This is a genomic window from Aeromonas sp. 600724 (assembly GCF_049175135.1).
GTDB classification, from domain to species: Bacteria; Pseudomonadota; Gammaproteobacteria; order Enterobacterales; family Aeromonadaceae; genus Aeromonas; species Aeromonas veronii_A.
Genome location: NZ_JAAKUM010000016.1, coordinates 141,946 through 154,681 on the forward strand (window position 1 = coordinate 141,946; position 12,736 = coordinate 154,681).

The 12,736-nt window shown below is 60.1% G+C and carries 11 protein-coding genes, 2 tRNA genes and 1 pseudogene; 8 read left to right on the top strand and 6 right to left on the bottom strand.

The window, feature by feature from the left end:
• Positions 1–7: 7 nt before the first annotated feature.
• From kdsA to hemA, 6 genes are all read right to left on the bottom strand, one after another.
• Positions 8–862: a 3-deoxy-8-phosphooctulonate synthase gene (gene kdsA, locus G5168_RS15880; RefSeq protein WP_005334937.1), complete on the bottom strand. Its 855-nt coding sequence runs from the start codon at positions 860–862 to the stop codon at positions 8–10.
• A gap of 97 nt (positions 863–959) precedes the next feature.
• A complete protein-coding gene (locus G5168_RS15885) occupies positions 960–1,760 on the bottom strand; it encodes a SirB1 family protein (RefSeq protein WP_005334938.1) in 801 nt (266 codons plus the stop codon).
• A gap of 12 nt (positions 1,761–1,772) precedes the next feature.
• A complete protein-coding gene (locus tag G5168_RS15890; RefSeq protein WP_421252444.1) occupies positions 1,773–2,156 on the bottom strand; it encodes a SirB2 family protein in 384 nt (127 codons plus the stop codon).
• Between the two features lie 56 nt (positions 2,157–2,212).
• Positions 2,213–3,064, bottom strand: a complete 852-nt coding sequence (prmC, locus tag G5168_RS15895) for a peptide chain release factor N(5)-glutamine methyltransferase (RefSeq protein ID WP_108542064.1) — start codon at positions 3,062–3,064, stop codon at positions 2,213–2,215.
• 61 nt (positions 3,065–3,125) lie between these two features.
• Complete coding sequence (prfA, locus tag G5168_RS15900; RefSeq protein ID WP_005353897.1) at positions 3,126–4,214, bottom strand: peptide chain release factor 1; 1,089 nt, start codon at positions 4,212–4,214, stop codon at positions 3,126–3,128.
• Between the two features lie 51 nt (positions 4,215–4,265).
• A complete protein-coding gene (gene hemA / locus G5168_RS15905; protein ID WP_335830514.1) occupies positions 4,266–5,525 on the bottom strand; it encodes a glutamyl-tRNA reductase in 1,260 nt (419 codons plus the stop codon).
• 126 nt (positions 5,526–5,651) lie between these two features.
• Here hemA and lolB point away from each other — a divergent pair, with 126 nt between their 5' ends.
• The 8 genes and pseudogenes from lolB to G5168_RS15945 all read left to right on the top strand — a co-directional run bounded on the left by lolB (position 5,652) and on the right by G5168_RS15945 (position 12,736).
• On the top strand, positions 5,652–6,230 hold the full coding sequence (gene lolB, locus G5168_RS15910) for a lipoprotein insertase outer membrane protein LolB (protein ID WP_005353907.1): 579 nt from the start codon (positions 5,652–5,654) through the stop codon (positions 6,228–6,230).
• Positions 6,230–7,100 (top strand): annotated as a pseudogene (gene ispE / locus G5168_RS15915) (4-(cytidine 5'-diphospho)-2-C-methyl-D-erythritol kinase). Before lolB ends, ispE begins: the two are co-directional and overlap by 1 nt.
• Positions 7,080–7,154: transfer RNA gene (locus G5168_RS15920), tRNA-Gln, on the top strand. The pseudogene ispE and the gene G5168_RS15920 overlap by 21 nt, the downstream one beginning before the upstream one ends.
• 195 nt (positions 7,155–7,349) lie before the next feature.
• Complete coding sequence (locus G5168_RS15925) at positions 7,350–8,297, top strand: ribose-phosphate pyrophosphokinase (RefSeq protein WP_005343846.1); 948 nt, start codon at positions 7,350–7,352, stop codon at positions 8,295–8,297.
• A 116-nt stretch (positions 8,298–8,413) separates the two neighbouring features.
• Positions 8,414–10,402 carry a bifunctional metallophosphatase/5'-nucleotidase gene (locus G5168_RS15930; protein WP_216951854.1) on the top strand — a complete coding sequence of 663 codons (1,989 nt, stop codon included), beginning with the start codon at positions 8,414–8,416 and terminating at the stop codon, positions 10,400–10,402.
• A gap of 218 nt (positions 10,403–10,620) precedes the next feature.
• Positions 10,621–11,217, top strand: a complete 597-nt coding sequence (gene pth / locus G5168_RS15935) for an aminoacyl-tRNA hydrolase (RefSeq protein ID WP_058059203.1) — start codon at positions 10,621–10,623, stop codon at positions 11,215–11,217.
• Between the two features lie 116 nt (positions 11,218–11,333).
• A complete protein-coding gene (ychF, locus tag G5168_RS15940) occupies positions 11,334–12,425 on the top strand; it encodes a redox-regulated ATPase YchF (protein WP_005353921.1) in 1,092 nt (363 codons plus the stop codon).
• A gap of 234 nt (positions 12,426–12,659) precedes the next feature.
• Positions 12,660–12,736: transfer RNA gene (locus G5168_RS15945), tRNA-Met, on the top strand.

Below are 12,736 nucleotides of genomic sequence, written 5' to 3' on the forward strand. Positions count from 1 at the left end.
TGTCCCATCAAGCAGAGGTATCCAGGGGCTCAAAACCCTTGATCAGGTCATCGATGGCCTTCATCTGTTTGAGGAAGCCTTCCAGCTTCTCCAGCGGCAGGGCACTCGGGCCATCGCAGCGGGCAATTTTCGGATCCGGGTGGGACTCGATAAAGAGACCGGCCAGACCGACTGCCATACCGGCGCGTGCCAACTCGGTCACCTGTTCGCGACGGCCACCGGAGGCGGCACCCAGCGGATCACGGCACTGCAGGGAGTGGGTCACGTCAAAGATCACCGGATAGCCACCGGTGCTCTTCTTCATCACGCCCAGACCCAGCATGTCCACCACCAGGTTGTCGTAGCCGAAGTTGGCACCGCGCTCACACAGGATCAGCTGATCGTTGCCGCACTCCTCGAACTTGTCGGTGATGTTCTTCATCTGGCTTGGGCTGAGGAACTGCGGCTTCTTGATGTTGATAACGTTGCCGGTGCGGGCCATGGCTTCCACCAGATCAGTCTGGCGCGCCAGGAAAGCGGGCAGCTGGATAACGTCCACCACCTCGGCGACCGGCTTGGCCTGATGGGGTTCGTGCAGATCGGAGATGACCGGCATGCCGAAGGTCGCTTTCAGCTCCTGGAAAATCTTCATACCCTCTTCCAGACCCGGACCCCGGTAGGAGTGGATGGAGGAGCGGTTGGCCTTGTCCCAGCTCGCCTTGAAGACAAACGGGATGCCCAGCTTGCTGGTCACTTCCACGTACTTCTCGCACACCGCCATCGCCATGTCGCGGGATTCCAGCACGTTCATGCCGCCAAACAGCACGAACGGTTTGTCGTTGGCAACGTCGATCTGGTTGATCTTGATATTCTTCTGTTCCATCTAAGACTTCCTTAATGAAGGGGCCTGAAGCCAAGTTACTCCGTTGCAGCCGAGCGCTGCGGCCTTGATATTCTTCTGTTTCAGTTTCAAGCCGCCCTTAATGGAGGGGCTTGGGGCTCAGATCCAGCGCGGCCAGCTGTACTTTCAGCACATCGGCGACCGGATCGTCCGGGCATTGTTCAATAAAATATTCAAAATCGTCGGCGGCCTGACGCGGGCAGTCGAGCTGCTCGTAGATAAAGCCGCGATCCCGCGTCTCCAGCGGATCGCCGGGCTTCATCCGCAGCAACAGCTCGCTGCAACGCAGCGCCTCGGGCATGCGGTCTTCCCGCAGCAGGGCCCCCTTGCTGACGTTGAGCAGCCGTTCGATGATCTCCCACTGGCCGGAGGGCTGCAGGTAGTCGGGAGTGAGGGTCGCCAAGTCCCCCAGCGCACCGCGCAGCAGCAGCTCGATGCGGGCCAGGCTCAGCTCGTCGCCGGTAAAGGGGTCGACATAGACCTCCCCCTCGCCACCGGCAAAGCTCACCAGGAAGTGACCGGGGAAGCAGATCCCCTCCACATCGAGCCCGAGCTTGCGCCCCAGCTGGATAATGAGAATGCCGAGGCTGACCGGGATCCCCTTGCGCTGAACCAGCACCTGATTGAGATCGCAGTTGTTGGCAGAGAAATAATCCTGCCAGTCGCCATGAAAACCGAGGCTGTGGTAGAAGCCCTGCAGCAACTGCTGGCGCACCTCGTCGCAGGTGCCCTCTTCGATCTGCTCATCCAGCCACTCGTCCAGCAGGTTCAACTCGCGCATCCCCTCCTCGACCGAGCCATAAATTTCGTCACTGACTGACAACGCCAGCTCGGTGATGTCGTGGGCTTCGAAATCGGTCCATTCGTCTATGTGTAACATTCTCTTCATGCCTTAGCCGAACACACTCGTCTGTTTGAGCACTGCCAACTTGGCAATAAAGTAGAGCCAGCCGAGCGCCCCCAGAAAGGAGCACCAGCGCACCAGATTGCTTTTGGCCAGCCGCAGCGCCATCGCCGCCAGAAATACCAGCACCAGAATGGCCATCAGCTTCTCGCTGAGCCAGGGCGTTCCGTTATTGAGCGGGTTGAGATCCAGCACCATGCAGAGCAATACGCCGGAAAGCACCACCAGACCGTTGAGCCAGCCGCTGACCTTCATCACCGGCGCGCTATAGGCTCGGCCAGTGGCGGTCTGTACCCAGTAGAAGCGGAGCATAAACATCAGCACGGCCCCGGCAATCAGGGTGAGGTGCAGGTGTTTGAGCACAAAAATCATATTCAATCCTTGCATGGGGGCGCACAGGCAACCCGCCGAGTAACAGTGAGGAACCGTCAGCGCAGCGGGCAGAGGCCCAGCGTCACCCTGTCGTTATCCCCGTAATCACGCACCGTGGCTACCTCGCGGTAGCCGCCATCACGCAGCAACTGACGCACCGCCTCCCCCTGATCCCAACCATGCTCCAGCAGCAACCAGCCATCGGTCAGCAGATAAGCGGGGGCATGGGCCACGATGTGGCGGATATCGGCCAGCCCGGCGTCATCGGCAACCAGCGCCGAGCGGGGTTCAAAGCGCACGTCACCCTGCTCGAGATGGGGATCGGCGCCATCAATATAGGGGGGATTGGAGACAATCACCGCAAAACGTGGCGTATTGTCGCGATCCGGCTCGCCAAGGGGTTCGAACCAGCTGCCATCGCGCACCTCGATGGGTAACCCCAGCGCGGCGCTGTTCTCGCGGGCCAGCGCCGCGGCATCCGCCATCCGATCCACCGCCCACACATCGACCTCGGGCCGCTCGGACTTGAGCGCCAGCGCGATGGCGCCGGTGCCGGTGCCCAGATCCAGCACGGCGCAAGGACCTTGCGGGATTCTGGTCAGCGCCTGCTCGACCAGCACCTCGGTATCGGGGCGCGGGATCAGGGTCGCCGGGCTCACTTTCAGCGGCAGCGACCAGAACTCCCGCTCGCCCACCAGATGGGCGATGGGTTCGCCGTTGAGACGACGAGCCAGCCACCCCTGCAGGGTGGCCTGCTGGGCGGCATCCAGCTCACGCTCGGGCCAGGTCATCAGATAGCTGCGACGACACCCGAGCAGATGGCAGAGCAGTACATCGGCGTCGGCGCGGGGGGACTCCCCCTCAGCCAACACAGTCATGATATGGGCGCGGGCCTGCTGGATCTGCATCAGTGCCACTCCACCTTATGGGCAGAACACTTAATGCGAGCTTGCCGGATCACCATTTGCATTAGTTGTTCTCGGCCAGCGAGGCGAGCTGATCGGCCTGATACTCCTGCACCAGCGGTGTGATGACGCAGTCCAGATCCCCTTCCAAAATTTCGGAGAGGCGATAGAGGGTCAGGTTGATGCGGTGCTCGGAGAGGCGGCCCTGCGGGTAGTTGTAGGTACGAATGCGCTCGGAGCGATCGCCGGAGCCCACCAGATTGCGGCGGGTGCTCTGCTCGGCGGCGCGGTGGCGCTCATCCTCGGCCGCTTGCAGGCGGGCGGAGAGCACCGACATCGCCTTGGCGCGGTTCTTGTGCTGGGAGCGCTCGTCCTGACACTCCACCACCAGACCGGTCGGCAGGTGGGTGATGCGGATGGCCGAGTCGGTCTTGTTGACGTGCTGACCACCGGCACCGGAGGCGCGGAAGGTGTCGATCTTCAGATCAGAAGGGTTGATCTCGATCTGCTCGGCTTCCGGCACTTCCGGCAGCACGGCGACGGTACAGGCGGAGGTGTGCACGCGGCCCTGAGATTCGGTCTCCGGCACCCGTTGTACCCGGTGACCACCGGATTCAAACTTGAGACGGCCATAGACGCGCTCGCCGTCGATCTTGGCGATCACCTCCTTGTAGCCACCATATTCACCATCGTTGCAGCTGACGATGGAGACGCGCCAGCCCTGACGCTCGGCAAACCGTGAATACATGCGGAACAGGTCACCGGCAAAGATGGCCGCTTCGTCGCCACCGGCACCGGCGCGGATCTCCAGATAGCAGTTGTTGTCATCCTTGGGATCCTTGGGCAGCAACATCAGTTGCAGCTCCTGCTCCAACGCCTCCAGATTGGCCTTGGCGAGCGGCAGCTCCTCCTGCGCCATCTCGCGCAGGTCGGCATCGTCCTCCTCCAGCATCATCTGGGTGGTCTCAAGATCATCCTGAGCCTGACGGTAACGCTGGAAGGCGTGAACGATATCTTCCAGCTGGGCATATTCGCGGGTCAGGGCGCGGTAGCGATCCTGATCCGAGACCACGTCTGGCTCGCCGAGCATGGCCTGTACTTCTTCGTGGCGCTCGATGAGGCCTTCCAGCTTTCTGATCAGTGACGGATTCATAACTCTTGCATTCTCAATGGAGGACGGGACAACCGGCAGGTTGCCCGAAAATTATGGCTCTTGTGACAACCCCAGCGCCTGCCGCAAGCGGGAGAGCTCGCTCTGATCCCCCTGGGAGGCAGCCTGGCGCAACGCCTGGGTCGGCGCGTGGATCAATTTGTTGGTGAGGCGATGGGCCATCGCCTTGAGCGCCTGTTCGGCACTCTCGCCCTGTGCCAATGCCAGCAGGGCCCGTTGCAACTCTTCATCAGCCACTTGCTGTGACTGATGGCGGTAATCGCGAATGAGGTCGACCGAGCTCTGGCCGCGATACCAGCCCATAAACTCGTCGCGCTCTTCCTGCACGATCACTTCCGCCTGTGCGGCAGCCCGTTTACGGGTTTCGAGGTTCTGCTCGATGATCCCCTGCAAATCATCCACCGTGTAGAGATAGGCATCGGAGAGCTCATCAACTTCGGCTTCGATGTCGCGCGGCACGGCAATATCCACCAGAAACATGGGCTTGAAGCGGCGGGCCTTCAGCGCGCGCTCCACCATCCCCTTGCCGATGATGGGCAGTGGACTGGCGGTCGAGCTGATGACAATATCCGCCTCGTGCAGATAGTCGGGGATCTCTTCGAGCGTCATCACCTGAGCGCCGAATTCGGCCGCCAGGGTCTGGGCGCGCAGCAGGGTGCGGTTCGCCACCATCATCTTGGTGACGTTCTGCTCGCGCAGGTGACGGGCCACCAGTTCAATGGTCTCCCCCGCCCCGACCAGCAATACCTTGGTCTGGGAGAGATCGGAGAAGATCCGCCGACCCAGACTGACGGCGGCAAAGGCCACCGACACGGCACTGGCGCCAATCTCGGTATCGGTACGCACTCTTTTCGCCACCGAGAAGGATTTCTGGAACAGCCGCTCCAGCGCCCCCTTCACCGACTCCGCCTGCTGGGCGTGAGCGTAGGATTGCTTGATCTGCCCCAGGATCTGCGGCTCCCCCAGCACCAGCGAGTCGAGCCCGCACGCCACCCGCATCAGGTGGCGCACCGCCTCTTCATCGTGATGCTGATAGATGGCAGTGACCAGTTCGGCCGCGTCCAACCCGTGGAACTGCTGCAGCCAGCGCAGCACTTGCTCCTGCCGCTCCTCCTCCAGATTGCAATAGAGTTCGGTCCGGTTGCAGGTGGAGACGATCACCGCCTCGCTGACACCGGGTTGGCTCACCAGCTCACGCAAGGCGCGATCGATGCAGTCCGGGCCAAAGGCGACCCGTTCCCGCAAGGCGACACTGGCGGTGTTGTGGTTGATTCCGAGGGCAAGCAAACTCATGAGTGGGCGACAATCATTTCATACGCTGGGTGCAAAGGCTGCCAATTGTACGAGAAAGGGTAAGTCTTTAAAAGCAATACGGCCGCCCCGTATACTGTGGCAAATTCCTCTCTCTGGAGCCGTCTCTTGCTGCTACGTATTTTTACTCTCACCTGCCTGCTGTTGCTGGCCGGTTGTGCCACCACCCAGCCCCAGCGTGACCAGGTGAACTGGAACCAGGAGCGGACCCGTCTCGAGCAGCTGACCCACTGGCAGCTATCCGGCAAGATGGCCATCATCACGCCACAGCAAAAGGGCAGCGCCCGTCTCAACTGGCAGCAGGATGGGGAGGATTATCGCCTCAACCTCACCAGCCTGATCGGCACCAGCATTCTGGAGCTCTCCCGCAGCAAGGGGGAGATCACCCTGCTCGACAGCGACGGCAATCGCCACCAGAGCCAGGATGCCGAAGCGCTCATCTATCAACTGACCGGCTGGAATATTCCGGTTGCGGGATTACCGGAGTGGATCAAGGGGCTGCCGGGTCAGGCGGAGTTTGAACTCAACCCCGACAGCAGTCTGGCCAGCGTGCGCGACGGCCAGTGGCAGATCGTCTATGGCGATTATCGGGATCAGGATGGCTACCGCCTGCCACACCAGCTGACCATGACCGGCCAGAACAGCCGCCTCAAGCTTCAGATTAACCAATGGACTCTTGCACGTTAATGGCTTCCACTCGCTGGCCGGCACCGGCCAAACTCAACCTGTTTTTACACGTCAATGGCCGTCGTCCCGATGGCTATCACGAGCTGCAGACCCTGTTTATCTTCCTCAACCACAGCGACTGGCTCGAGTTTGAGGTGATACCGAATAGCGACACACTCACCCTGACGCCGGCCATTCCCGGGGTGCCGGATGAGCAGAATTTGATTATCCGGGCGGCACGCCTGCTGCAAGCAACCCTGCCGAGCCCGCAAGGTGCCCATATCCGGCTGGAAAAAGTGCTTCCCATGGGGGGCGGTATTGGCGGCGGTTCGTCCGATGCAGCAACCACGCTGGTGGCGCTTAACCACCTCTGGCAGGCGGGTTTGAGTGAAGATGAACTGGCAGCGCTTGGCGTCCAGCTGGGGGCCGATGTGCCGGTGTTTGTCCGTGGCAAGGCGGCCTTTGCCGAAGGCGTGGGCGAGCGGCTGCAACCGGTCGAACTGCCCGATGCCTGGTATCTGGTACTCAAGCCCGATTGCCATGTGGCGACCGCGGCCGTATTCCAGGATCCGGACCTGCCGAGAGCCACGCCGAAAATGTCGCTGGACAACCTGCTGGAAGGCGAGTGGAAAAACGATTGCGAATCACTGGTGAAAAAGCGCCACCCCGAGGTTGCCAATGCGCTCGGCTGGTTGCTAGAATACGCGCCGTCAAGAATGACGGGCACAGGAGCCTGCGTCTTTGCTCAATTTGAAGACGAAGTAACTGCTCGGGAAGTGTTGGCCTGCGTGCCGAAGGGACTTGATGGGTTTGTCGCCAAGGGCGAGAACATATCACCTCTCTTCTCCACATTGCAACAGTTCAAATGATTGGGGTATCGCCAAGCGGTAAGGCAGCGGGTTTTGATCTCGCCATTCCTAGGTTCGAATCCTAGTACCCCAGCCAATTTTACCGAACGGTATTGATGATGATTAACGTGGCCGGTTTTGCACTCGGCCACTGATTCGGGTTACCGGTATCATCACATTCATTGGGCAGCAGACACCTTGTACGTTATCTTGATAAATCGTTTGCCCCAAAACGATAGGGTCTGATTTCAGACTCCCCCACATACTGGATGCAACCCCGAGGTTTCAAACCGTGCCTGACATGAAGCTGTTTGCTGGTAACGCAACGCCGGAACTAGCCCAGAAGATCGCAGATCGCCTGTTTATCAAACTCGGCAATGCTGCCGTAGGTCGCTTTAGCGACGGCGAGATCAGCGTACAGATCAATGAGAATGTACGTGGTGGCGATATCTTCATCATTCAATCCACCTGTGCCCCGACCAACGACAATTTGATGGAATTGATCGTCATGGTGGATGCTCTGCGTCGTGCTTCAGCTGGCCGTATCACTGCCGTTATCCCCTACTTTGGTTATGCCCGTCAGGACCGCCGCGTCCGCTCCGCCCGTGTACCCATCACCGCCAAGGTTGTCGCTGACTTCCTCTCCAGCGTCGGTGTGGATCGCGTGCTGACCGTTGACCTGCATGCCGAGCAAATTCAAGGTTTCTTCGACGTTCCGGTAGACAACGTGTTCGGTAGCCCGGTGCTGCTGGAAGACATGAAGTCCAAGAACCTCGAGTCTCCTGTCGTTGTCTCCCCGGACATCGGTGGCGTCGTGCGTGCCCGCGCCATCGCCAAGCTGCTGGATGACACCGACATCGCCATCATCGACAAGCGCCGTCCCCGCCCGAACGTCTCCCAGGTCATGCACCTGATCGGTGACGTTGCCGGCCGCGACTGCATCATCGTTGATGACATGATCGACACCGGCGGCACCCTGTGCAAAGCCGCAGAGGCCCTGAAAGAGCGCGGTGCCAAGCGTGTATTCGCCTACGCTACCCACCCGGTCTTCTCCGGTTCCGCCGTCGAGAACATCAAGAACTCCGTGATCGATGAACTGATCATCACCGACTCCATCCCGCTCACTGCGGAGATGAAAGCGGTCGGCAAGGTCAAGCAGCTGACGCTGTCAACTGTACTGGCCGAAGCCATTCGTCGCATCAGCAACGAAGAGTCCATCTCTGCCATGTTTGAGCATTGATAGATTCAGCAATAACGAAAACCGCCATCAGGCGGTTTTCGTCTTTCTGGACCTTCTCTTTCCAACTTTCTGCTATCTGGTACGACCCTGCCCCTGGCAGGCTTAAGGATTTACCCATGAATTGCTTGCGTCCCCTCCTGCTCGCTACCCTCACCTCCGCCCTGTTCGCCTGTCAGCCCGCCAAAGAGAACCCGCCCTTTGTGCTGACCCTGGCTCACATGAACGACACCCACTCCCAGTTTGATCCGGTCAATGCGGAGATCAAAGGGCAGATCTTTGCCCAGCAGGGGGAGACGGACACCCTCTATACCCGCTTTGGCGGTTATCCGCGCCTGCTGACCATGGCGAAAGCCTATCAGGCCGATGCGCTGGCCAAGAACCAGCCCTTGCTGCTGCTGCACGGCGGCGATGCCTGGCAGGGCAGTGGCTACTTCAAACTCAACGAGGGGATGGCCAACGCCGAGTTGCTGAGCCAGTTCGGCCTCGATGCCATGGCGCTGGGCAACCACGAGTTCGATCTGGATAACCAGAAGCTGGCCCGCTTCATCGAGGGGGTCAACTTCCCGGTGCTGGCCGCCAACCTCGACACCAAGGCCGATCCGGCCCTCAGCAAGGCTGACAACCTCAAGCCCTTCGTGGTCTACGCCTTTGACGGCAACCAGAAGAGTCCGGTCACCGCTCTCGACAACCTGCCGCAAGGCAAGCAACTGGTCGCCGTCATCGGTCTGGTGCTGGAAGACATGGGCAATATCGCCCCCAACGTCGGCAAGCTGCGCTTTGGCAAGGAGGTCGCCTCGGCTCAGGCCACGGTCGACATGCTGCAAGCCAAGGGGATCCATCAGATCGTGGCGCTCACCCACATCGGCAACGAGCGGGATCTGGCACTGGCCGCCAAGGTAAACGGCCTCGATGCCATCGTCGGCGGCCACTCCCACAGCCTGCTCGGCGATTTTCGCAATATTGGCTGGGGCAAGACCGGCGATTACGCCAAGCTGGTGACCAATCCGGATGGCATCGGCAAAACCTGCGTGGTGCAGGCGGGCTCCTATGCCCAGGCCATCGGTCTGGCACAGGTGACCTTTGACAGCCAGGGTCAGGTGACCGACTGCCAGGGCCACAACAGCCTGCTGGCCAGCCGCGACTTCTTCGCCGATGCGGCGCGCAAGCAGGCGCTCGACGACGCCCGTAGCAAAGAGGCAAGCCAGTTTGTCGACAACCAGCCCAATCTGGTGACCGTGGATGAAGATCCGCGCCTGCGCGGCATCATCGACAGCCACTACAAACCGGCGCTGGAGAAAGCCTACGGCCCGGTGATCGGCACCATCCCCGAGCAGCTGCAAAATGCCCGTCGTCCCGGTGACAACGGCAGCGACAGCCACGGCTCAGATGTAGCGCCGCTGGTTGCCGAAGGGGAGTTCTACTGGGCCAATACTCCGGCCGTCCAGGCCCTGACCGGTGGCCCGGTCGATTTTTCTCTGGTGGCGGTTGGGGGCGTGCGCGCCGACCTGCCTGCTGGCGAATGGCGTGAGGGGGATAGTGCCCTCACCCTGTTGCCGTTCAAGAACCAGCTCGCGGTGCTGACCCTGACTGGCGCCGAGGTACGCGCCCTGCTGACCGAGACCATCACCGCGACCCTGCCCGCCAGCGCCCATGCCGGCAAGTTCCCCTATGGCGGCCACCTGCGTTACACCTTCCAGGAGACCGACGCAGGCAAAGCGGGCACCCTGACCCAATTGCAGCGCAAGACCGCAAGCGGCGAATGGCAGGATCTGGTGGATAGTCAGCGCTATCGGGTGGTGATGAACGCCTACAGCGCCAACGGTAACGATGGCTGGCAGGCACTGGCCAATGCCCAGCGCCACCAGAGCGAGCGGGTCGATATCGCCAGCGTCAATGGCAAGTTGACCGCCTTCCCGGTGCTGAAGGTGGCACAAAACGGTGAACTGCTCGGCGCCGTCTATGCCCCGGGCCAGCCCCTCGATTGCAAAGCCAGCGGCGTGGATTGCGGCACCGATGCAGCGTCTTTCGTGGAGTATGTGCGCGATGCCCGTCCCACCCTGACCGCACTGGATGAAGAGACCGTCACCCTGCTGCGTGCCAAATAACGACGGTAGTCAACCGGGCACAATCCATCGCTCAACTGAAACGGGCCTCTTGCAAGAGGCCCGTTTGCCCACCGTTAGCCACCCATTGGCCGCAATAATGCTGCAAATCCCGCCATAACATGCGCATTGGTTGAGTGATCGCCACTCGGCGGCTAGAATATTGCGTCCTATTGCCCTGGGTAGTGTGCCCACGGCAGCTGCGAGTGAAGACATCAAGCGTGACAAGCGAAATCAAACTGATCGTCGGACTGGGCAACCCCGGCCCGGAATATGCCAAGACCCGCCACAACGCGGGCGCCTGGTATGTGGAGCAACTGGCCCGCTGGCACAATGTCAGCCTGCGTGAAGAACCCAAGTTCTTCGGCCATACTGCCCGCATCCTGGTCGAGGGGCAGGATGTGCGGCTGCTCATCCCGAACACTTATATGAACCTCTCCGGCAAGGCGGTGGCCGCACTGGCGCGTTTTTATCAGATTGAGCCGGAAGCGATTCTGGTGGCCCATGACGAACTGGATCTGCCGCCGGGCATCGCCAAGTTCAAGCAGGGTGGTGGTCACGGTGGCCATAACGGCCTCAAGGACATCATCGCCAAGATGGGCAACAACAATAACTTCTTCCGGCTGCGTCTCGGGATCGGCCATCCCGGCAGCAAAGAGCAGGTGGCTGGCTTCGTCCTGACCAAGGCCCCCAGCAGTGAACAGAACCTGATCGACGCCGCGCTGGACGAGTCCCTGCGTGCCACCGACATCCTGTTCAAACAAGATATGACCAAGGCCATGAATCGCTTGCACAGCTTCAAGGCTGAAAAGGGTTAGGTCGGTTTGACCCTGTACGGGCATTGTGCCGGTACATGAGCAACGACCAGAACAAGCATGACATGGGCCGCCTGCGGGCGACCCCCAACAGCATCCATCAAGTAAGGTAACAATCCATGGGTTTTAAATGCGGTATCGTGGGCCTGCCCAATGTAGGCAAATCCACCCTGTTCAACGCGCTGACCAAGGCCGGTATCGAAGCCGCCAACTTCCCGTTCTGCACCATCGAGCCGAACACAGGTGTGGTGCCGATGCCGGATCCCCGCCTCGATCAGCTGGCTGCCATCATCAATCCGCAGCGCGTTGTGCCGACCACCATGGAATTCGTCGACATCGCCGGTCTGGTTGCCGGAGCCTCCAAGGGTGAAGGTCTGGGTAACCAGTTCCTGGCCAACATCCGTGAAACCGAAGCGATCGGCCACGTTGTGCGCTGCTTCGATGACGAGAACATCATTCACGTTGCCGGCAAGGTCTCTCCCGCTGACGATATCGAAGTGATCAACACCGAGCTGGCCCTGTCGGATCTGGACGCCTGCGAGCGCGCCATTCACCGTCAGTCCAAGCGCGCCAAAGGCGGCGACAAGGATGCCAAGCTGGAAGTGGAAGTGCTTGAGAAGATCAAGGTTGCGCTGGAAAACGGCCAGATGATCCGCGGCATGAAGCTGGATAAAGAAGAGCTGGCCGCCGTGAGCCACCTCAACTTCCTGACCCTGAAACCCACCATGTATATCGCCAACGTGGCGGAAGATGGCTTCGAGAACAATCCCTATCTGGACAAGGTGCGTGAAATCGCCGCCGCCGAGAACGCGGTCGTGGTCGTGGTCTGCTGCGCCATCGAAGCCGACATCGCCGAACTGGACGATGAAGATCGCGCCGAGTTCATGGCTGACCTTGGCATCGAAGAGCCGGGCCTGAACCGCGTGATCCGCTCCGGCTACCAGCTGCTCAACCTGCAGACCTACTTCACCGCCGGTGTGAAAGAGGTGCGCGCCTGGACTATTCCGGTCGGTGCTACTGCCCCGCAAGCGGCTGGCAAGATCCACACTGACTTTGAAAAAGGCTTTATTCGCGCCCAAACCATCGCCTTTGAAGACTTTATCAACTACAAGGGTGAGCAAGGCGCCAAGGAAGCGGGCAAGATGCGCGCTGAAGGGAAAGATTACATCGTCAAAGATGGCGATATCATGAATTTCCTGTTCAACGTCTAATCCCATGACAGGCCAGCATTTGCTGGCCTGTTTTTTATCTGCCATTGCCCGGGCAATCATGGCAATGTCGTAAAAAAAAGCAGATTGTTGGGCTTTTGCGCAACAGAGACCAATAACTGGTCAAACGCACTCAAATTGCGTTTTTCTGGCAAAAAAAGGGTTGACGCCCCAGAGCCAGATACGCATAATTCGGCCCGCACGGTGACGAGGTAACGACTCACCGGAAGCAAGGTTGGCTATGTAGCTCAGTTGGTTAGAGCATCGCACTCATAATGCGGGGGTCACAGGTTCGAATCCCGTCATAGCCACCA

What these genes read in the sequence shown, in the direction of transcription:
- kdsA (WP_005334937.1), bottom strand. Translation starts at nt 862, where the DNA reads ATGGAACAGAAGAATATCAAGATCAACCAGATCGACGTTGCCAACGAC.
- G5168_RS15885 (WP_005334938.1), bottom strand. Translation starts at nt 1,760, where the DNA reads ATGTTACACATAGACGAATGGACCGATTTCGAAGCCCACGACATCACC.
- G5168_RS15890 (WP_421252444.1), bottom strand. Translation starts at nt 2,156, where the DNA reads ATGATTTTTGTGCTCAAACACCTGCACCTCACCCTGATTGCCGGGGCC.
- prmC (WP_108542064.1), bottom strand. Translation starts at nt 3,064, where the DNA reads ATGCAGATCCAGCAGGCCCGCGCCCATATCATGACTGTGTTGGCTGAG.
- prfA (WP_005353897.1), bottom strand. Translation starts at nt 4,214, where the DNA reads ATGAATCCGTCACTGATCAGAAAGCTGGAAGGCCTCATCGAGCGCCAC.
- hemA (WP_335830514.1), bottom strand. Translation starts at nt 5,525, where the DNA reads ATGAGTTTGCTTGCCCTCGGAATCAACCACAACACCGCCAGTGTCGCC.
- G5168_RS15930 (WP_216951854.1), top strand. Translation starts at nt 8,414, where the DNA reads ATGAATTGCTTGCGTCCCCTCCTGCTCGCTACCCTCACCTCCGCCCTG.
- ychF (WP_005353921.1), top strand. Translation starts at nt 11,334, where the DNA reads ATGGGTTTTAAATGCGGTATCGTGGGCCTGCCCAATGTAGGCAAATCC.